Source organism: Paraburkholderia sartisoli, from assembly GCF_900107685.1.
GTDB classification, from domain to species: domain Bacteria; phylum Pseudomonadota; class Gammaproteobacteria; order Burkholderiales; family Burkholderiaceae; genus Paraburkholderia; species Paraburkholderia sartisoli.
Map to the genome: position 1 here is coordinate 244071 of NZ_FNRQ01000004.1, position 21599 is coordinate 265669.

Below are 21599 nucleotides of genomic sequence, written 5' to 3' on the forward strand. Positions count from 1 at the left end.
GCTCAGTCCATCTCGATCTGGATCTTGACGTCTTCCGGGTGACCCGCAGCCGCTTCCTCGAACGCCTTCACGCCCTGCGAAAACGCGAATTTGCGGGAGATGAACGGATTGACGTCGATCATCCCCGAGCTGATCAGCGCCAGTGCGCGCGGAAAAATATTCGCGTAACGAAACACGGACTCAAGTCGCACTTCCTTCGCCTGCATCGCGACCACGTCGAGCGCGACCGGCCCGGGCGGCATGCCCACCAGCACCGCGCAGCCGCCGGGGCAGACGAGGTCAAGCAGCGTCTCGAACACGTTCGCATTGCCCGACGCCTCGAACACCACATCGGCACCCCAGTCCTGCGTCACCTGCCGAACCACGTCGACGAGCGACTGCTCGCCCGCGTGTACCGTGACGACGGCCGGGTTGCTGGCAAAGTGACGCAGCTTCTCCTTGACCACGTCGGCGAGGATCACGCGCGACGCCCCGCCTGCGAGCGCTGCCAGCGTCGTCATCGCACCGATGGTCCCCGCGCCGATCACGACCGCCACGTCGCCGGGCTTCATGGCCGCCTTCTTGGCTGCCTGCAGTCCGATCGACAGCGGCTCGACGATCGCACCTTCGGCGAACGACACGTTGTCCGGGAGCCGGTAGGTAAACGCGGCCGGATGCACCACGTACGGCGTCAGGCAGCCGTGAACCGGTGGCGTCGCCCAGAAGCGCACCGCCGGGTCAAGGTTGTACAGACCGCGCATCGTGGCCGGCGAGTCGAATTGAGGCACGCCCGGTTCCATGCAGACGCGGTCGCCGACTTTCAGGTGACTGACCTCACCACCTGCTTCGACGATTGTGCCCGATGCCTCATGGCCCAGCACCATCGGTTTTTCGACCTTGAACGGTCCAATGCGGCCATGCGTGAAATAGTGAACATCGCTGCCGCACACACCGACCGTATGGATCCGGATCTTCACGTCGCGTGGACCGACCGTCATCGACAGATCGATGTCGCGCAGGCTAAGGCGTCGTGCTTCTTCGAGTACAAGTGCCTTCACAACAATCTCCTCACTTTCCCTTGAGCATTGAGTTCAACAGGCGGCTTAGCGCGCCCACGAAAATAATCGGCGGCAGCGCAAGCAGCACCGTCGATGCGTTAATCACGCCCCACGGCACTTCCTGCCCTAGCGACGTGAAAGCGGACGCCACAACTGGCAGGGTCGCGCCGCGCGACGAAGTCAGTGCAAGCCCGATCATCAGTTCGTTCCAGACCAGCACGAAGCTGAAGATGACGCCGCCCATCAGCGTGCTGCCGCAGGTTGGCAAAGCGATGCGCCAGAACACCTCGTAAGGTCCGTAGCCGTCCAGCGTGGCCGCTTCTTCAATTTCGCGCGGCATGCGCTGGAACACCGGAATCGAGAGCCAGGTGATGGTCGACAGCGTCGTCAGCAGGTACGTGACGATCATCGAGAACCGCGTGTCGTACAGACCGAGGGCGACCCAGATCGCGATCAGTGGAATCGCGATCGCAACCGGCGGCAGGAAGCGCAACGACAACAGGAAGAACTGGATGTCGCGCTTGGCCGGCACATGGAAGCGCGCAATCACGTATGCGGCCGGCACGCCCAGCACCGTGCCCAGCACGACCGCCGTGCCGACGATGACCGAACTGTTCTCCAGTGCAATCAGCACTTCCGGGCTCGAGATGACCTGCCGGTAGTTGTCGAGCGTCGGGGTGAAGAAGAAACGTGGCGTCGGGGTGACGATGTCGAGCAGGTTCTTCAGCGAATTGAGGACGGCCCAGAAGATCGGGAAAATCGCCACCAGCGCGAGCGCGATGGCGAACAGCAGGACCGTGCCGCGGGAGATCAGTCTTCCCATTTGTTCACCCGCTTCCAGATAAAGGTGAAGATCACGGTCGTCGCGAGCATCATCAGAACGGCCATGCTCGAGGCGTACGAAACCTTTCCCGACAAGCCGATGCCCTGCGAATACGCATACATGTCCAGCGTTTCCGTGGCGACACCCGGGCCGCCCTTGGTCATCACGTAAATCAGGTCGAACGAACGCAGCGATTCGACCATCTTGATGAACACGAGGCTCATGATCGGCGCCTTGAGCATCGGCAACGCGATGTATGCATACACTTGCCAGGTCTTCGCGTAATCAAGCCGTGCCGCTTCCAGTGGCTCCGGCGGCAGCGTTTCGAGCAATTTCAGAACCACCACCGAGAAGAAGAGTCCCCATTGCCAGACGTCGACCAGTGCGACCGCATAGAGCGCAAGCCCCGGATCGGAAAGAAACGCGGTGTTGGTCATGCCGAAAAGGCCGAGCAACCAGCTGAGGATGCCCGTCAGCGGCGAATACATGAACTTCCAGATGAACGCCGCCGACACGCGCGGCAGCAGGACCGGTGTGATCAGCAACACGCCGATCGCGTTGCGAAGCCGGCCATGTACGTTCTCGAACAGGTAGATCGCGATCGCGACGCCGATCGCGACGGCGCCCAGGACCGTGACAATCTCCCAGATCGCGGAGACCTCGATCGAGTTGATAAAGCGCCGGTCGGCCGTGAGGCGTACGAAATTGCGAAACCACACGTACTCGCTGTCCGGATACCGAAGCACGCGGTTCTTGAGCGCAAGGTTGATTGCCGCGACCGTCGGCACGAAGCCCAGTACCGCCATCACGACGAGCGGTGGCACCAGAAACACGAACGGCAGGCTGGTCTTTCCACGATTGAACATTCGGCACTCCAACAGCCATCGATCCGGGAGCGCGCACAGCAGCTCCCGCCTGTAACAGGGCGCTGCGCCCGCCACGGCGGCCACAGCCCGTTTCGTTACTTGCGCGCATGCTCCATGGCGTCCTGTGCATACTGGACGGAGTCATTCAACGCACCAGGGATATCCTTTTGCGTGCCAGTAAAAATTTCTTCGAGCGAGACGCCGAGGTTGTCGCCAATATCGGGCCATTGCGGGCTCGGCCAGAACGTGACCTTTGATACTGGCGTCGTATCCTTAAGCCCCGCGAGGATCTGCGGCTTCACGTGCTTCTGGAAGTACTCGCTCTCGACCGTGCTGGTGCGGTTGTAGTCGCTGAACACGTTGTCTCGCAGGCGTGCCTGCTCCTGCTCCTTGCTGGTCGCCCATGCGATGAATTTGCCAGCGGCCTGGCGAGTGCATTCATCCTTCGCACCGACCGCTGAAATCGCCAGACCGTGACCATAGGCAGCGGAGGGCAACGGTGCGGGCGGCCGCGCATAGCCAACCTTACCGGCAACGCTCGACTTGGTCGGATCCTCCATCCAGTCGGCAAACGGCGTCGACTCGATCATGAACGCCACCTTGCCGGAGCGGAACGCTTCGAGTGCATTGCTCCAGTCATAGGTGGCCGAGCCCGGCGGCGCATATTTGAAGAGCTCTGTGTACAGTTGGGTGGCCTTCACGGCGGCCGGCGAATTGAATGCTGGCTGCTGGTCCTTGTTCGTCCACGTCCCGCCTTCTGCGAGCATGAACGGCGCCCAGCGCCAGACGTTCATACCGGAGCCGCGCTGACCGCGCGCTACCCAGCCGTACAGGTTCGGCGGCGCGTTCAGCTTTTTGATGTCCGCAACCAGCTCGTCAAGCGTACGCGGCACCGGCATGTGCGCTTTCTCGAGGATGTCGCGGCGGTAGAACAGGAAGTCGGACCCACCGATCAGCGGCGCGAAATAGGCTACCCCCTTGTAGCTGGCTACAGCGCGGCGGCCCGGCAGGAAGTCGTCGTAGTCGGCCTCCTTCGGGTAATACTTGAGCAACGGCACGATCCAGCCGGCGGTCGCGAATTCGGACACATTCGCTTCGTCGACGTAGTAGACCTGATACGAGCCAGCGCCGGTCGACGCATCGAGGCGTGATTTCGCGCGCCGGTCGTTTTCGCCGAAGTAGCTTATCTCGATCTTCGTGCCGCTCTTCTTTTCGTAGTCTGGCAGGGATTTCTCCATCACCGTGAGGCCGAGGCTCTTCTGCGCCAGCACCTTGATGACGGGGACACTGCACGATTGTGCGAAAGACGCGACAGGCAGGGTCGCGCCAAGCAGCGCGCACAGTGCGGAATAGTGGAACCTGTTCACTGCTGTCTCCTGATAGGTTTTGATTCGAATAGTTGTTATCGCCGGGTGTTATACGCATTCCGGTAGATAGCGTACGTAAGTTAACACGCGGTTTACTGTGTCATCCACGCCAAAACGGAGCAGCTCTTCTATACTTTTTGCTCAGTTTTTGTGTGCAGCGCAAAATTTTGTGTCGATGCTGGCTGGGTTTGGACGGACTGCCACGTTTCAGGCGGGGAACTCGTTGGCGAGGCGGCCGCGCAAATCTGGACAGTCGGATAAGTGGAGCGCTCGGGGCCTGAGCCAGCGATAATGCCGACAAAAGAATCTTGAAGATGACGAAGAAAACCCGACGGACGCACTCAGCCGCGTCCAAAGCGAAAGTGGCGATGGTACCCACTTGTGAACATTGGAGGCTTTCGACAGGCAGAGGCCTGGTCAGTCCTCCGCTGGTCGTCGCGATTCCACCCGCTGACAGAGCACGGCAAGCCCGTCAGTCTCCTGGCCATCGCTATCGCGCGCGAACTGGCCGCGCGCATCCGGGCGCGTCTTTCAAAGCAAAAGCAACGAAGCAATCTTGTCCAACGTCACCGAGGGCACATAATCCTTGTCCTGATACACCTTGGCCAAATCTGTTTCCGGTATTTCGCGAGCGCCCGCTGGCAGTGACGTATCTGCTTTTGCGAATGCGGCCTCCCACATGGCCGCAAGGTACCGGGCGCCGGCTCCCATCAGCTTTGCTGTATCAGTTCCGAAGGCATTCCACAGACCGTCGACCACGCTCGCGGAACTGCCGCCACCGAGTCGGATGTATTCGTCGATGAGCGTCGCCGGAGGAAGAATGTCCGCCGCCTGACCCATCAGCGTCACCGTGGCGAACGCCGCATCTCGCCCATCAGCAATAGCAGGAATCGCCCCCTTGAATTCCCGCGCTTGCGGAAGAATTTGCGGCAGCAGGTCAGCCGAATGCCGGTCCACCATCTTGTCTTCATAGGTCGAATGAACGCCCTTGCCGGGCCACTTTTTGCCTGTAGCATCCGGGGCATCCCTGTACCCATCCGAATGATATGAACCATGAAGCGGCTGACAGGCATCCCCAACGTAGTGGGCTAGCACGCCTGCTGCGCAGAGGAATCGGGTATCGTCTCGCGCCTTGAGCTGTCGGACCATTTCGTCGAAGATCTGCCACACGCGAAACGGCAGCAGGCCCTCTGAGCGGCTATTCGTCTGTCCCTCATCCGCATACCATTTCGACCACACGGCAACACTCATGTTTTCGATACTGCTTAACGTGACATCGCGCAGGGTCTTACCGTCTGTATCGGGCTGGTCAATGTCGGCGTAGTGGTTGGGATGCTCCGGGCCGGCGTTCTGCGCATAGTCCCGTCCACCAGGCACGCGGGCCGACGTTTTCTTCCACACAAGGTCCGGCACATCAGCCAGCTCGACGAATTCGCCGTTGGCCAGTTTTTCTCGAATCTGCTCCGGCGTCAGTTCATCCGGGCGAAAGCTGATGCGCTCGATGTTCGCCTTAAGGAAGTCATGCAAGGGCCCATTTTCCACGGACTCAATCGCAGCGGTCGCGATGCTGTAATGACCTGTTTGCCCCCAGTAGGGATTGGCGCCCGTGTTGTGGTCCCGAACCAGGTCGACGTCAAGCAGTTGGCAAGCGGTGCTGAGCCCCGTGGCCAGCGCGTAGTTCAGAGGCCGGTCGCCGTCGAGAAGCGACTGGCCGCCCCATTCCACCGCCAACGGATGCAGCGTGGGATTTTCTGCGTCGCCCGACTTCAGATACCACACCGTGCCCGAGTCGCCCGCCTGGGTTTGCGTCGAGCCCACTGCCGGAGCGATGAGAAACTGTGAAACGTAGTCGTAGCCCGCCAGCGATTTGTGTCGATAGAAGAGCGTCTTGATCGTGCCTTCGAGCAATCCGGAAGCACTGCCGAATGCCGTCACGGGCTGGTCGATAAACTGAAGGCTCAGGCTCAGTTCGTTCAGGTCCGCGATTTCACCCGGTTTGCCTTTGATTCCAAAGGGCTGGCTCGACCAGTTGTTGACGTCGTGGACTTCGACCAGACCGATATCAAGCGTGAGATAACTGCGGCTCCCGGGAAACGCCGGAAAGACTGAAGTGAACGGTTCACGCGTCAGCTGCCGCTCAGACGCGATGCCAACTTCAGCGACTGCACCACGCAGTCGCGCCTTGACAGGACTGCCGGGTTCACCGCAAACGTGTCGGTTCGTGAGCGCATACGTTGTATGGCCATCCGTGACGAGACATCCCACGCTTGCCGACCGTTCGACGCCCTGCGCCTGCGCAAGCAGCGGACATCCGCCGCCGATATAAGTCGAGGGCCAGCGGGTATCTGCCGGGGCCGCGCTCGACGCCTCGGTCACCTGCACCGCAACCACGCAGACGGGAACTGCGCGGCCGTCCGGCATATAAAGCGTGCGCGGCACCATGTGGTCCGGGTCGAGCTTGCCATGACCGAATTCCGTCGCATCCACCCAGTCCCGTACGAGCACGATGACTGCGGGCCACGAATACGGGCGCACTTCGGAGTTGTCGAATGTCCGGATGCCCTTCCCGCGAGGCGAGCTGCTCTCATCGGATGCCGCACGGTCACGGGGCCATGGGTCATTTTTCCGGATCAGGTACAGCCCGACAGCAGTGCCTACGACGTTCGCCTTGTTGGACAGATGCCAGTGATACAAGTCTCTGGCTTCGAGCAAATCCTTCAATGAGAGACTCTGGAAGTTCTGCTGTGCGGACAGTGGGCTCATCTCGTCACCTTGGGGAGTTCGACCGGGAGTGGCCGTAAGCCGGGCGTCGCCAGTCGGGAAACTGTCGGCTCAGCGCTTTCGCATCCAAGGTTGTACGAGTCATGTGACAGATTTGCGAACCCCGTTGCAGGCATGGGCGTTTTATCTTCCAGCGAAAACTGAACGAAGCGGAAAGATTACCGGCTGCGAAGACACCGCACTAAAGCTCGCGATCTATACGCCGGTTAGCATCAGCAGCGGGTAAGTTCACGGGCGCGAAAAACGACCGGTGGTCCACGTAACGGCAGTCGCAAGGCGTGTTATCCATGAGGCCAGCAGCAATTCGTGCAACTGGCTCCGTACGCCGGCATTCTGCCAGTCGCCGGGTCGCCGCCAGCAGGTTGTACCTGGGCCGCAGACGACGATCTGTTCCCAAATGTCTTTTACAGCCCCCCTTAACCCGGCAAACCCTATAAATTTTCGCGGATCATCGCGAACACATCGGCGGATTGTCCCTGCAGCATGGCCTTCGCGGAATACAGGACCATTCCGTACGCAGCCCCCCACTCGATCTTCGGCGGCATCACGAGCGTCATCGTGTCGACCTTGACGTTCAGAAGTGCGGGGCCAGGCTCGTTCAACCACGTAACGACGGCATCTTCGAGTTCATCGGCTTTCGCCACCGTGCGCCCCCACATTCCGATCGCCTCGGCGACCTTGCCGAAGTCCGGGTTTTGCAGGCCCGTATAAAGCGGGAGCATGCCTTCTGACTTCTGCTCGATGTCGATAAATCCCAGCTTGCCGTTGTCGAACACGACCACCTTGACGGGCAGCTTCTCCTGCACGAGCGTCATGAGCTCGCCGAACAGCATGGCGAGACCTCCGTCGCCGGACATGGAAATCACCTGGCGTCCCGGCTGGCACTTCTGCAGCCCCATTGACATCGGCAGGGCCGCCGCCATCGTGCCGTGGAGCAGGCTCGAAAACACCCGGCGTTTTCCGTTAGTTTCAATATGGCGGTAAAGCCAGACAGTGGGCGTCCCGTCGTCGGCGCAGAAGAGTGCATCGCTCGCGGCGTGCCGGTTGAGCAGCTCGGTCAGATAGATAGGTGGAATCGTTCCGCGGTCCGACGCGACGGCCCTGGACCGGTGGGTTTCCACCGCGCGGGCATGCCGCTCGACGAGCTTGTCGCGGAACCCGGTTGACGTGCGCGGTTCAAGGCGCGGCAACAACGCCTCCATCGTGGACTTGATATCTCCAACCAGCCCTAACGTCACCGGATGCCGCCGGCCGAGATGGTCGGGTGCCATGTCGATCTGAACGATTCTGGCCTTCTCCGGGTAGAACTGCCGCCATGCGAAATCGGCGCCCAGCAGCAGCAAGGTCTCGCATTCGGATACCGCCAGATAGCCCGCTTCGCCGCCGATAATGCCGGTCATGCCGACGTTGTACGGGTTGTCATGTTCCAGCGCGTCTTTTGCGCGGGACGTGTGCGCAATCGGTGCCTTGAGCCGCTCGGCTACGGCAAGGATTTCGGCGTGGGCGCCACGGCATCCCGAACCGCCATAGATGGCGATCTTCTCTCCTGAATTGAGGATTTCGGCGACACGGTCGAGATCTGCGTCGCTCGGCCGGACCACGGGCACATTCGTGTGGACCGAATACGGGACGTTATCGCTCGCATCAGCATGGGCGATGTCGACCGGAACGATCAGCACGGCGACGCCACCCTTTGCAATGGCGGTCTGACAGGCAATCACGGTTTTGCGCCGCGCCTGCTCCGGCGTAATGATCATGTCGCAGAACACGCTGCACGATCCGTAGATCGCCTTGAAGTCGACTTCCTGCGGAAAGTTAAAGCCGAGTTCCTCGCTCGCCACCTGGGTTGCGATCAGGACAACCGGTGCCCGGTTGCGGTTGGCGTCCACCAGGCCGTTGATGAAGTGAAGGCTGCCAGGGCCGCAGCTTCCCGCAACGGCCGTGAGGTTGCCGGTCAACATGGCTTCGGCTTCGGCGGCGAACGCACCCGCCTCCTCATGGCGCACATGGACCCACTCGATGTCGCTCTCGTTGATGTGGTGAGCGATGAGATTCAGCGTGTCACCCACGATCCCGTAGCAATGCCTGACGCCAGCCGAGGCGAGCGTGTCCACAATGATTTCGGCAACTTTTTTGCTCATGTCGGCTCTCCTGAAGGCGCCCGATACAAGAAATGATCCGTCGCCGTTGTGAACCGCAGGCCCGGAGTTCGTCTCTGCCGGTCGCGCAGATTCCATCGGCGGGACGATTCACTTATCTTGCATGGACTCCCTGTTGCCCGATATCACCCTGAGGGGGGATCGGCGCCGCGATGGCTCCCCCATGCCTCACGCTTGAAGCATGTATCAGCTCGTTGACAGAGCGAGCAGACGTCGGCCGATATGAGCGCCGCGCGGCAAGGAATTCGACAGCCGCCCGAGCGTCGAAGTGAAAAGGCGCTGTTGTACATCCGCCTGTCCGGCATCACCGCGGGCCTCGTGAATCGCTGCCGCCGTGCGGTGAAGCCGCCAGTCCGCCAGCGGGGTTTCGAATCCCGCGGTAGCCGCGAACGCGGAGTTGATATGGTCGAGTGCAATGGCCGGATCGCCGCTCGCGAGCGCCTCGCGCGCAACGACTTCCCAGGCGAGCGCCTGCCACGTCCGGTCTTCGGTTGCGAGGGCGAGCTTCAGGAACGCCCTGGCGCACGATCGGGCGGTGCGATGGTCGCCCGTCATCATCGCTGCCTCGGAGGTGCCCCATCCGGTTGCCAGTCGCCAGTACCAGTCGAACATGACGGGCGTGGCGTCCATCTGCCGTCGCGCTTCGGCAAACAGCGACGCGGCGCGTACGCCGTCCTCCAAACCTATGTACGCGAGGCCCGCGAGCACGATGCACGCACGGTGTTGCACGGGCAGCAGTGCGCCGGGGTCGGCCTCGACCGCCTGATCGGTCGAAGCCGGGACGAGCCGTTCGTACATTTCAATGACTGGCTCGTAGTCCATCGTGTGTACGAGCAACCAACCTCTGTAGACCTCGAGTGTGCGGGCCGCAAAATAGTCGCCGTTCTCGCGGAACGAAGTCATGCCCTGGTCGAACGATTCCAGCGCCTCGCCTGGCTCGCCAAGGAAAAGCTGGGCCCACGGCGTGCCCAGCCGGAGCATCCACGTCGCCCTCGCGAGGTCGAAGCCGGGATGTTCCACCGCATGCTCAAAAAGGATCTGGTAATTCGCCCGCACAGTGCCGAGCGCTTCGCGATACCGGGTGGAAATGATGCACAGCATCGCGTATTCCATGTTCGCCCGGGCGATCAGCAATGGATCCCCCGTCTCGCGCAATGCACGAATCGCAGTCTCGCACTCGGTCAGATCGGCATGCGACCAGCCGTTGGTCCAGATACGCCGTACGTATGCACTCACGCGGACCAGCGCACTGACACGCATGTCGGGATGCGACGCACTGAGCACAAGCGCTTCGTTTAGCACCTCAATGCAACGTTGCCTGTCGCTCCAGCTCAAGACATAGGCGAGGCCCAGCATCGCGCGCAATTGCGCGTCGAGCCGGCCAATCGTGCGTGCCTGTTGCTCGAGCTCGACCCAGGCGGCCCCGGCGCGTGGATCATGCGCCGCAGCGTAAAGCGACGCGCGTGCCTCGGCAAACTCAAAGCTTTTAAGCGGACGCAAGTCAGCCGGCAACTTTGCGGTGAGTGAAGCGGCAAAGTCGAGAATCGACTGCGCCTCGCGATACGCAAAGCGAACCTTTGCGGTTTGCAGCGCAATGCGCAGATAGTCGACTGCCTTGAGCCAGTCTCTCGCGTCAGCGAAATGTTGTCCGAGCTCGTATGCCACCTCCGCTCTCTGGTCGCGGGCATAGATCGCCTCGAGCCGCTCCGCGATTTGCCGATGCAAACGGGAACGGCGAGTCAGTCCTTGACGTCCATAGAACGCGTGGCGAATGAGAGCATGGTCGAAACAGAACATGGCGACCGCTCCCCCGTCCGGTAAGCGTTTCACTCCGCAACGTTGAATCAGGCGCTGATTGCGTGCCAGTGTCTCGCACAGATCGTCGAACTGCTCCGTAGACAGACCCGCGGCGCCGGCCACGGTCGCGGATGAAAAAGAGAGCCCTGCAACGCTAGCGGCTTCAAGCAGATTCCGTTCGTCGGCGGGGAAGCGCCGGATTCGATTCTCGAGCGCCTGGGTTATCGTGTGTGGCGCTGTCTCGCCGATCGTCCCCAATGGCACCAGGGGCCGCCAGCCGGTCGCCGTCTTGCGGAGCATGTTGCGCTCCACGAGATCTGCGAGAATCGCCCGCATGAACAGCGGATTGCCGCCGCAACGTTGTGCGATGAGGTAAGACAGTTCTTCCCCGGCAGGGTCGCCATGATCGCGGTCTGTCAGCCATGCAACGACCGCGTCGCGAGGCATTGGGCCAAGCGCCAGATCCCGGCATAGCCCCCTTAACGAAAGCTCGTGATGCAATTGCTCGATGGGGTGTTCGGCCCGTGCCGCCTCGTCCGGCCGGTAAGTGGCGACGACCATCAGGCGCAGAGCTGCCGGCTGGCGCGCAATCACCGCCAGCAAATCGATGGTTGAATAGTCGGCCCAATGAAGGTCTTCGAATATCAGAAGCAGCGGTTGCGTCTGCGTCAGCAAGCTCAGCAAGCCGCTGATCTCCCGCAGCATGCGTTCGCGCGACCCGCCGGAAATTTGCCGATGCAGGGACTCGCGCACATGACTCGCCACCTGGCCCGGAAGCTGCCATGCCCACGTGGGCGCCAGCGTCACCAGCGCTTTCACGACCTCGCCGCCGCCGGTTCCCTGGCAAAGTTGCCCGAGCGCCTGCAGAACCGGATAAAACGGCTCCGTGCCGCCATAGCCCTCGACACAACGCCCTTCAGCAACCCACACGTCATCATGTTCGAACCTTTGGGCGGCAACGAACTGCTTGAGCAACGCTGTCTTGCCGATGCCTGGCTCACCGGCAACCATCACGACCTGGCTGTTTCCGGATCTGGCCCGGTCCATGGCGGCACCCAGTTGCTGCAGTTCGCCCGTGCGCCCGACAAAGCGACCGAAGCGCTCCTCGCCCGCGACCGGCAGGGATTCCGTTGCCGGAGCCTCCACCGGCGCGACGAAACGATAGCCGCGTCCGCGCAGCGTTTCGATGTAGCGAGGGTGTTGCACGCTATCGCCAAGCCGTGCCCGGATCGTTTGTATGTGGGCCTTCACGACTTCGGGCTGCACATGCACGTTGGGCCACACCGCTTCGAGCAACGCGTCATGGGTAATCAGCGCACCGCGATTCTCGATCAAAAACCGCAAAACGCCGAAGGTCTTGCGCGTCAGGTCTATCCGCTCGGGCGTCGTGTCGGAATCCAGCCGCCAAAGGCACTCGTTCGCCGTATCCAGACGAAAGCCCGCGAAACTGACCGAAGAGAGCATGCTCGATCGCGCCTTCATGCCAACCTTGCTCCTCACGCCTCTATGAGGCTCACATTGCGACTGTCTGATCGCTATTGATCTGTACAACTGCCCGCATAATTACAATCTCATAACTGGAGACCAATACAACCATCATTGAGCGGCCTGGCCCGGGCAGGGCTGGTGACGATCCGAGGCGTTTTATTTTCGGGCGCCACTCGTGCCGCGTGCCGGTCGTGAACGGCTGGAGCACCGGGATGGTCAACGCGGTCGCAAGCCTCATGTTGCAGCCGGTTATCCGCAGTATAAAATCGCGACAACCAACGATGTGAAACACATCGTCGCGACACGGCGCCACTGCAATGCCCATTCGTCAGCCGATTCTGAACGCGTGGCGCTATCAGCCTCGGCGCGCGAGCGCGGACAGGCACTGCCACGGCTCGTTCGTCGGCCGCAGGCCGCAACGGGACCGGTTGAAGACGCTGTTCGACGAGGCTCGCCATCGCGCATCGCGCATCGTATTCGTGGCGGGCGAACCGGGCATCGGCAAGACGACGGTCGTCAACCGGTTCCCGGACTCGCTCGCCGCGACGCTACCGTCGGGTCATCACGTTCGAAACAGGCTAGTCGCCCGCGTGTACACATCCAGATAGCCGGATGAGACCCAGACGGCTCGCCAGCGTCACCGCTTCGATCCGGTTCCTCACCGACAGCTTCGCGTACAGATGCTTTACGTGCGACTTCACGGTCTCGGGCGCGATGCCCAGCCGGACCGCGATCTGCTTGTTGGTCAGCCCGCCACCCATCAGCCCGATGATCGCGCGTTCACGTTCGCTGAGGCCCATGGCGGCTACGGATCGCGCTGTGTCCCGCACCGTATCGCGCCCTGGTTGCACGTCAGCCGCGGCACGTCGGCGTCGCAATATCAATGCGCCTGCGAAGGGCAACAGTTCGCGGACGTCGACGACGGGCACGATCGAACCCCGCACGATCCCGTCGATCAGCTTCGCAACGCGCTCGCTGCAGTCGATGAGCGTCTGATGCAGTCCCGCCGAAGCCGCCTGCTTCAGCAGCGTGACGAGCGCCTCGACCGCTTCATCGCGCAGCCCGGTGACCAGCAACGCTTCGACCAGCAACAGCGCAATCGTCACCGCGCCGTATCGATCGCGTCTCAGAACGGTATCGCAGTGGAGCTGCCGCAGCGCCGCGAGATCGACCGCGGCGGGTGCCTGCGCGGATGCTCCGGAATGCGCCTGCGCGAGCGCGAGCCGCGCCTGCGCGAGCACGCGGTAGCGCGCGATCTCGAAGCGCGCGCTGCTGCTCGCCGCGCCGCATTGCCCGTCCAGCACGGCAAGCCGTTGTGCGCAGAGCGCCGCCTGGTCGATGCGATCCGCGGCCACGTGCATCTCGACCTGCTGCGCGAGGCTGGCGGCGCGCAGCCGCGGCCAGTTGCGCTTCGTCCCGAGCACATCCGCCTCGGCCAGCAGCAAGAGCCCTTGACCCGGTTGCCGCCGGTTCGCGGCGATGCGGGCGAGCAGTCCGTAGCCGCGCAGCGCGCCTTCGATCGTGCCGCCCTGCCGGATTCCCGGCAGCCGTGCCGCGACCAGCGCCTCGCTCTCGTCGATGCTGCCCTCCTCGTACAGCACCTGCGCCATCACGCAGGCGGGCAGCGCGTCGATCGCCGCCGGGCCGGCGCCGCAGCGGCGCGCGATGTCGAGGGCGTCGTCGGCCAGCAAACGCGCAGCGTTGAAATGCATCTGACCGAACTCGATCGCGGCGTCGAACGCAAGGTCGAACATCGTGGTGACCGCGTGCAGCCGGCCCCGCTGCCCGCCAGGCTCGCGGCGTTCCACCGCGTAGAAACTATCGGGATCGCCGAGGCGCCAGTACACGCAGCGACACACCGTCAGCGCGACATGCGCGGTGGGCGTTGCGGCGTCGAGCCGCAGTGCGCAAAGCGCAGCGGCCAATGCCGCCCCCGCGTCGTCCTGCAGCACGAGCGCCGCAGCCCGCACGGCCGCGATCTCACAGCGCACCGCGAGCGCGACCGGCCCCGGCAACGGGCCGATCTGCCGTTCAATCCGCTGCGCGATCAGTAGCGCTTCGGCGCCCCGGAGCCGGATCAGCATCTGCCACGCGCGCGCCAGGTGCAGGTGGATGCGCGCCACGCTCGCCGCCGGCCGTTCCCGGCCGGCGCGCCCCGACGACAGAACCTCGTGAACGTACACCGGCGCGGGCGGCGTGACGTGAAGCCCCCGCATCGCGAGAACTTCATGCGTCGTCGGCGGCGCCGCGCAGGGAAGACGATGCCCCGCGTCCTGATCAATTTCGTAGACAAACGCCTCGTTCATTCCACGCTCCGTCAGACACCCGATCGTCGCAATCGCTTGACGAACACAGTGTCATCCAGACTAGACATGACCGTCCGGAAAAGCGTGATGATTCGGTTCTTTTTTGGTAAAGGATGCGTTGTCACCCGGTCTTGCGCGGTCTTGCGCGGTCTAGCGCGGTCTTGCCCCCGGTGTTGCCGGCGTCGCAACCGAAACGAAAGCGATCGATACCGGGATTTGTAATGCAGCCAGTCATCAGCCGGGCGACACGCGCTCGACCTCGGACGCCAGCATCATCGCGGCCGCGTTGACGGGACGCGGCCGCCCCGGGCGCGGACGATAGATCGCGTCGCCGGCGCTGATCGGCGCATCCGACAGCGCACACCGACCACGCCGCTTCGCGATACCCACCTTCCACACCTGATCGCCGTAACGGCAGGACGTAGCGTCGCACCAGCACACGACCACGCTCCCCGCCGACACGCGCTCGACCACATGCACCACGTGTTCGTGGCGCGCGCTGGCTTGTGCGACAGGTACCGCTGCTGCTTCGCGGCGCGGCGCCGGGCGGCTCGTGGCGCACTCGCACGAGCCGCCGTCGAGCAGGCGCAGCGCGGCGCGCCAGCATTCGTCATCCGCCAGTTTGGCCCGCATGATCACGCTCCGGCGTCGCCGCGATGCGCGGTAGCAGGCACGGCCGGCTCCACGATCGCCCCCTCGCCGCGCACGCGGGTCCGCCAGCGGATGGGCGGCTCGCCGACCATCCGCCCGAAGACGGTCGTGAAGTGCGCATGCGACCCGAAGCCACAACTGAGCGCGACGTCGAGCACGCTGAGTGCCGACGAGCGCAGCAGCATCTGGGCATGCCCGATCCTGCGCCGCAGCAGATACGCGTGCGGCGAATAGCCGGTCGTCGAGCGGAACTGCGCGGCGAAATGCATGCGGGTGAGACCAGCGCTTGCTGCGACGTCGGCAAGCCCGATCGGCTGCGCGAGATTCGCTTCGATGAAGTCGAGCGCGCGCTGCAGACGCCATTTCGGCAGCGACGCCGCGCGCTGCGCGGTCGGCGGCATGCGTTCGGCGGCGCGGGCGAGCAGGCGCGCGGCCATCGCGTCGCAGAGGCTGTCCGCGTACAACTGGCCGAAAGCGTCTTTCTCGACCGGCACGTCCGGATCGTCGACCGCCATCCCATTGTCGGCGGCGAAGCCTGCCGCCTCGTTGCCGCGCGCTGTATTCGATGTCTGCGTGATCATGTGCGCCTTCGCTGTCGGCCGGAGTGAGCGCTTCAGTTGCCGACCAGCGTTCGCGTGCCGGCTGGAGTGAGCGCCTTGGCGCTTGCTCCATGGCGCGCTACCAGGGCCCATGCAGAGCACTTGCTCCGATCCCATGCAGGATGGTTGCTGTCGATGCCGGCGACGTGCCCGTGCCGAAAGCCGGACGGCTTCGTGGGGCAGATCTCGACGGCCCCCATCTTGCGCAGTCTGGCGGCGGCGCGACATCCCCTCGTCGGGTGAGCGTGCCGGGCGCGGTGTCCCTCGTTCGTGCGCTCAGCCCGGGTTGCCGCGACGCGGCTTGATGGCGCCCGCGGGATGGCGCTTCGCGATCGACGAGCGCAGCGCGGAATAGGCCGGCGCGACCATCGGGTAGTCAGCGGGCAGACCCCACTTCGCGCGGTATTCGTCGGGGGTCATCGCGAAGTGGCGCTGCAGGTAGCGCTTGAGCGACTTCAGCTTGCGTCCGTCTTCGAGACAGACGAGATAGTCATCGTGCAACGATTCCTCGATCGGCACCGCGGCCCGCTGCTGCGTAGCCGGTGCCGACGCCGTGCGCAATGCGGCCAGCGCGGCGTAGGTGCTCGAGATGAACGCCGGCAGATCGGCCACCGGCAACGAATTACACGACACGAAGCTCGCCACGATTGCGGCGGTGAGCCCGATCAGATCGATGTCCTCCGTCACGCCCCGCGTCGACGACCCGACCGTTCCGTGGGGGAACAGCAACGTCGCACGACGGGGCGTGCGAACGCCCGAAGCATCATGATTCTTCATGACTCGGCTCCCTGGCAGGCGGCGCATTGGTCACGTCAGGGTCGGCAGACAGGGCGATCAATCCCCCGAACGGGGGGCGTCACGCTCGCACGGACCACCGGCAGCAGCAACGGACCCGGCGCGCTCGCCGTTTAGCGCACCTTCGTGCCTGCCGGGTCCCCCGGCAGGTCGTCGCTGCGATAGCCGCCACCGAGCGCCCTGGTCAGCACGATGCCCGCCTCGATCTCGTCGCCGGTAAGCTGCACGAGCCCGAGGTGCCCTTCGATGACCGGCGCCTTCGCCTGCATCGCGCTCATCCTGTCGCCGAGGCCGGTCTGGTAGCTCGCCTCGGCACTGTCGCTCGCGAAGCGCAACGCGTCGATCCGGTCGCGCTGCAGATGCACGCGATGGTCGAGGTCGTCGATCTCGCTGCCGCTCTGCGCGACGTCGCGCACCGCATCGAGCACCGCCTGGTCGTACTGCTCGATCAGCGTGTTGCTGGCCGTGCGCGCGCCGTGCAGGTTCGCGTTCAGGCGGCCGCCGTCGAAGATCGGCAGCGAGAGGCCAGGAATGAGGTTGATCTGCTGGCTCGAATGCAAGAACAGGTCGCGCATTCGCAGCGCGTTGAAACCGAAGAACGCGGTGATATCGAAACTCGGATAGAACGCCGCTTTCGCAGCATCGATCCTGTCGAACGACGCCTGTACCAGCCAGCGCATCGCCTGCAGATCCGGGCGCCGCGCGAGCAGCTCGTACGACAGCGTCGAGGGCAGCGAAGCCGCTGGCGCCGGCAGCGGCACCGGCGCGATCGCCGGCAGGTCGCCGGGACCGACGCCCGCCAGCGCGCGCAGTGCCTCGCGCGCGTGGACGACCTGCTCTTCGGTCGACGCGATCTGCTGGTCGACCGCGAGCAACTGCGCGCGCGCGCCAGCGGTCTGGGTCAGCGCTTCGAGGCCACGTTCGTGCCGTGCCGAGCGCGTGTCGAGCTCGAACGCGCGCACTTCGCGAAGCTGCCGCAACAGATCGAGGCTCGCGTAGGTGATCTGGATGCTGTAGTAGAGCTGCGCGACGCCGGCCGACAACTCGAGCTCGGCCTGCGCCGCCTCCGCGCGCCGCGCGTTCTGCTCGCCGAGCGCCGCGCGCACGAGGTCACGCTGCTTGCCCCAGATGTCGATGTCGTAGTGAGCGCCGACGCCCACCAGCGCGGTCCAGTACCAGGGCCCATCCGCGCCGATCGCCGGATCGTGCGACGCATACGCGCTGAGGAAACCGTGACCCGAGACCCGCTCGCGATCGGCATCGGCCAGCGCGGACATCTGCAGACCGGACCCCGCGCGAATCAGTTCGACCTGCGCGTGGGCCTGCGAGACGTGCTCGCGCGCAATGGCGAGCGTCGGCGCATGGGCGAGCGCCAGGTCGACGAGCGTATCGAGCTGCGGATCGCGATACTGCTCCCACCAGCGCGCCGACGGCCAGCCTTCGTTCGCGAGATGGATGTCGTCGGCGAGGCGGATCTGCTGTGGCGCGATCAGCGCGGCGGGCGGACTGTCGTGGTGAATGAGCGCGCACGAGGCAAGCAACGGCAGCACGAGAGACGCGAGCCAGTACACGGCCAGTCGTGCAGCCGGTCGTGTGGCCGGTCGTGTGACCAGTAAGCGCGGCAAGCGGCGCAGGATGCAGGCGAAGCGCGTCATCGCAGATCACCCCGCACTCGCGAATTCGCCGGATCCATGCTCGCCGGCCAGCCAGCGCGGCAACCCGGCGAGCGCCGCATCGATCCGTTGCGCGTGCCGTTCAAGCGCTTCCTCGAATGCCGTGCCCGCTGCCCCTGCCGGCGCGGCGCGCAGTCCACCCAGGTCGAGCCGCGCCGGAGTCGTCGCGGCCGGTGGCTCGGTAGCGAGCTGTGACGCGTATCGCTCCAGCGCATCCGCGACATCCGACTGGAACTTCCCTGCGCGCTCCATTGACGCGCCCGCTGACGCCCCGGTCATCGCCGCGTGGTGAAACGCTTCGATCGCGATGAGCGCCGCACGGCTCTGCGCGAGCACCGTCTGCGACAGCAGCGTAATCCGCGCGGTCTCGCCCTCGCGCCAGTCGGGTTCGAGCGAGACGCGCGCCAGCATCGTCTCGCAGTCCGCGAGCATGGCCCACGTTGCGACCACCGCCGGCGAATCCGCCGCGCGCAGGCCGGTGAGCACCGCCCTTGCCTCGAGGCGCGCCAGCGCCGCGATCTCGCGCAGCACCGAGGCCAGTTGCGCGCGCAGCGCATCGGCTTCGCCTTCTGGCCACATCGACATCTGGATGAAGGTTGCCACGCCGACGCCGAGCAGGATGCCGACGATCCGGTCGCGGATTTCGGTGAGACCGGAAGGCGGCGAGAACGATTCGAGCAACGCCAGCGCAAACGTAAACATGATCTGGATCCCGGCATAGCTGATCCGCTCTGAACCCGCCGACACCCAGGCACCGAGCGCGATCACGGGCAGGCTCATCAGCAGCAGCCCCGCCACGCTCTCCAGTTGCGGAATCACGAACGCGACCATGAACAGCGCCAGCGCGCTGCCAACCAGTGCGCCGCCGATCCGCAGCACGCCATGGCGGTTCGACGCACCAAGGCTCGGCAGCGCGACCACGAGACATGTCAGCATGATCGTGTGGATGCCCGGCCAGTTCACCGCGTTGTAGAACACGTAGCGGATCAGTACCGACAGCAGCGTACGCAGCGAAAAGCGTGCGTAGCGCGGATTCGCGAAGACGTCCGGTTCGAGCAGCGCAGAGCGCGCCGCCGCTTTCGCCGCTTTCTCCGATCCCGCCGCTGCGCCGCCGGCGACCACATCGTCCGGCGGCGTCGGCGCGGGGCTCCGCGTCGCATCGGCGAGCGCGTTGAGCGCGCGCTGGATCGCGTCGAGGGCCGGTATCGACGTCGATACCGGCGCCTGGCGCGATGCGCTCCAGTGCAGCCATTGCGCGTCGTCGCCAAGCGCGTGGCCGAGCGACCCGAGTTCGTCCCGCACTGCGCGGATGGCATCGATCTGCCCGGCGCCGTGCGCGACGGCATCGCCCGGCAGCACCGCCGCAGCCTCGAAGATGCGCGATACCGCGGTCACGCAGGCCAGCATCGCCGACTCGTCCTCCTTGCTGTAGCGGTGACGCATTGTCGAGAAGCGCAACAGCTTCTGCAACGACAGCGCGCCCCGCTCGAGATCGAGCGAGCCGATCTGCACGGCCGGCGCATGCGCGTCGATCACGGCGGCGAGCCGCGCATGCACCGTCGCGACTTGCCGTTGCATCGCGGCACGCAGCTGCCGCTCCGGAACGGCCGGCAGAAACAGCGTGTTGATGACCAGCGACAACGCAACGGCGTAGTTGACCGCCGACCACACCCACAGACAGTTTCGCACCAGTGCTTCTGCGTTGTCGGTCAGGTCGCCAAAGCTCTGCGCGTAAATCACGATCAGCGAGACGAGAAAGAAAACGAGCCCGAACTTCGTCACGGCCCGCATCAGATAGGTGCTGCAAAAAAAGATGGCACTCGCGACGATGATGCGCAACAGCGGATAGTCGAACGTCAGTGCGTAGAGACCGATCGTGCAGGCGATCGCGCACGTCGTGCCGATCACGAGATTCAATGCGACCACGCGGGTCAGCACGATGTTCGACTGCGTGACGAAGAACACCACCATCAACGACAACGCCAGCTCGGGTACCTGCAAGGTCATCGACACGACGATCACGATCGCGCTGCCGAGCACGCAGCGCATCGTCACGTTGCCGCGCCCCGGAAACGCGGCGAGCTCGTCGCGCAGGAAGGCTGCGAGCTCCGCAAGCGGCCGCGGCCATGCGAGACGGCGCCCGACGCCGTCGAGCCCGCTCATGACGGCGCTCCATTGGGCGTCGCGCGGTTGTCGCGACGTTCGGGCCGCAGCACGGCGACGGCGGACGTACCGATCCGGAACAGTTGCGGATCAGGATGATCGACCTGGATCTTCACCGGAAAGCGCTGCGCGACGTGTACCCAGTTGATGCTGCGCTGGATGTTCGGCAGACCGTTCGCGGTGCCTCCGCCGTCCTGCGGATCGACACCGAAGCCGATCGAGTCGACCGAGCCGCTGAAACGGATATGGGTGTTGCTCATCAGGTATACGGTCGCGCGGGTGCCGGGCCGGATGTTGCCGAGCTCGTTCTCGCGGAAATTGGCGATCACGTACCAGTGCCGCGTGTCGATCAGCGTGAAGACGGGTTTTTGCGCGGACACGAATTGCCCGACGGACGTGCGCAGCTCGACGACGCGGCCGTCGAACGGTGCGCGCACGGTCGCATATTCGAGGTTGAGTTGCGCCGTCGCGATTTCGGCGAGCAGCACCGCGCGCTGCGCGACGAGCGCGGCGACGCTGCTGACCGCCGCCTGCGCCTCGCGGGCACGCGATTGCACGGCCGCGAGCTCGGCCAGCGCGGCGCGTTCCGCGGTGCGCGCGCGGTCCAGGTCTTCGGCGGAGATGTAGCCCTTCGCGACCAGCGGCTCCGTTCTCGCGAGCGTGTCCTGCGCCTGCTTCGCTGCGGCCTGCGCGCGCACGACCGCCGACTTTGCCGCGTCGGCGCTGAATCCCTGCGCATTGACGGTGCGCTGGGTCAGCGGAATCTGCGCATCGAGTTGCGCGAGCGCCGCCTCTGCACGCTGCAACGCAAACTGATATGGCCGCGGGTCGATCTCGAACAGCAGATCGCCCTGCTTCACCGCCTGGTTGTTGCGCACCGCCAGCGTCACGATCTTGCCACTGACTTCAGGCGAGACGCCGATCGTGTCGGCGTACGCATAGGCGTCGTCGGTGCGCGGTGCTGTATCCACGCGCCAGACCACGGCAATGATCGCGATCACGGCCAGCACGATCAGCAGCAAGGCGGGCCAGGTTCGCGGGCGCTGCTTTCCTGCGTCCGTGCTGTGGGCAGCGGTCATGGTCACACGGTCGGT

15 protein-coding genes are annotated in these 21599 nt (G+C 64.3%); 1 reads left to right on the plus strand and 14 read right to left on the minus strand.

Going from position 1 to position 21599, the window contains the following annotated elements:
• Window positions 1-2 precede the first annotated feature (2 nt).
• From BLV45_RS14975 to BLV45_RS15005, 7 genes are all read right to left on the minus strand, one after another.
• Window positions 3-1037, minus strand: a complete 1035-nt coding sequence (locus BLV45_RS14975) for an NAD(P)-dependent alcohol dehydrogenase (RefSeq protein ID WP_090534324.1) — start codon at window positions 1035-1037, stop codon at window positions 3-5.
• A gap of 10 nt (window positions 1038-1047) precedes the next feature.
• Window positions 1048-1860: a carbohydrate ABC transporter permease gene (locus tag BLV45_RS14980; protein ID WP_090534326.1), complete on the minus strand. Its 813-nt coding sequence runs from the start codon at window positions 1858-1860 to the stop codon at window positions 1048-1050.
• Window positions 1848-2726, minus strand: a complete 879-nt coding sequence (locus BLV45_RS14985) for a carbohydrate ABC transporter permease (RefSeq protein WP_090534328.1) — start codon at window positions 2724-2726, stop codon at window positions 1848-1850. Before BLV45_RS14985 ends, BLV45_RS14980 begins: the two co-directional genes overlap by 13 nt.
• Before the next feature lie 95 nt (window positions 2727-2821).
• On the minus strand, window positions 2822-4093 hold the full coding sequence (locus tag BLV45_RS14990) for an ABC transporter substrate-binding protein (RefSeq protein WP_090534331.1): 1272 nt from the start codon (window positions 4091-4093) through the stop codon (window positions 2822-2824).
• 531 nt (window positions 4094-4624) lie between these two features.
• Complete coding sequence (locus tag BLV45_RS14995; RefSeq protein ID WP_090534333.1) at window positions 4625-6856, minus strand: phospholipase C/P1 nuclease family protein; 2232 nt, start codon at window positions 6854-6856, stop codon at window positions 4625-4627.
• A 449-nt stretch (window positions 6857-7305) separates the two neighbouring features.
• Window positions 7306-9111: a thiamine pyrophosphate-dependent enzyme gene (locus tag BLV45_RS15000; protein ID WP_245753283.1), complete on the minus strand. Its 1806-nt coding sequence runs from the start codon at window positions 9109-9111 to the stop codon at window positions 7306-7308.
• Window positions 9112-9219: 108 nt separating this feature from the next.
• Window positions 9220-12312: an ATP-binding protein gene (locus tag BLV45_RS15005; protein WP_090534337.1), complete on the minus strand. Its 3093-nt coding sequence runs from the start codon at window positions 12310-12312 to the stop codon at window positions 9220-9222.
• Window positions 12313-12635: 323 nt separating this feature from the next.
• Between BLV45_RS15005 and BLV45_RS15010 the strand changes: the two genes are divergently transcribed.
• Window positions 12636-12926: an ATP-binding protein gene (locus BLV45_RS15010; protein ID WP_090534340.1), complete on the plus strand. Its 291-nt coding sequence runs from the start codon at window positions 12636-12638 to the stop codon at window positions 12924-12926.
• Here BLV45_RS15010 and BLV45_RS15015 read toward each other — a convergent pair.
• From BLV45_RS15015 to mdtN, 7 genes are all read right to left on the minus strand, one after another.
• Window positions 12897-14624 carry a helix-turn-helix transcriptional regulator gene (locus tag BLV45_RS15015; RefSeq protein WP_090534342.1) on the minus strand — a complete coding sequence of 576 codons (1728 nt, stop codon included), beginning with the start codon at window positions 14622-14624 and terminating at the stop codon, window positions 12897-12899. The two genes, BLV45_RS15010 and BLV45_RS15015, sit on opposite strands and share 30 nt — an antisense overlap.
• Window positions 14625-14858: 234 nt before the next feature.
• Complete coding sequence (locus tag BLV45_RS15020; protein ID WP_090534344.1) at window positions 14859-15257, minus strand: DUF3331 domain-containing protein; 399 nt, start codon at window positions 15255-15257, stop codon at window positions 14859-14861.
• A 2-nt stretch (window positions 15258-15259) separates the two neighbouring features.
• Window positions 15260-15856: a helix-turn-helix domain-containing protein gene (locus tag BLV45_RS15025; RefSeq protein ID WP_245753285.1), complete on the minus strand. Its 597-nt coding sequence runs from the start codon at window positions 15854-15856 to the stop codon at window positions 15260-15262.
• Between the two features lie 294 nt (window positions 15857-16150).
• Window positions 16151-16651: a MucR family transcriptional regulator gene (locus tag BLV45_RS15030; RefSeq protein ID WP_090534348.1), complete on the minus strand. Its 501-nt coding sequence runs from the start codon at window positions 16649-16651 to the stop codon at window positions 16151-16153.
• 131 nt (window positions 16652-16782) lie between these two features.
• Complete coding sequence (locus tag BLV45_RS15035) at window positions 16783-18324, minus strand: MdtP family multidrug efflux transporter outer membrane subunit (protein WP_090534350.1); 1542 nt, start codon at window positions 18322-18324, stop codon at window positions 16783-16785.
• A gap of 6 nt (window positions 18325-18330) precedes the next feature.
• Window positions 18331-20505 (minus strand): FUSC family protein, encoded by a 2175-nt coding sequence (locus BLV45_RS15040; RefSeq protein ID WP_090534352.1) that lies wholly within the window; start codon window positions 20503-20505, stop codon window positions 18331-18333.
• Window positions 20502-21584: a multidrug transporter subunit MdtN gene (gene mdtN, locus BLV45_RS15045; protein WP_090534354.1), complete on the minus strand. Its 1083-nt coding sequence runs from the start codon at window positions 21582-21584 to the stop codon at window positions 20502-20504. The genes BLV45_RS15040 and mdtN overlap by 4 nt, the downstream gene beginning before the upstream one ends.
• Window positions 21585-21599 lie beyond the last annotated feature (15 nt).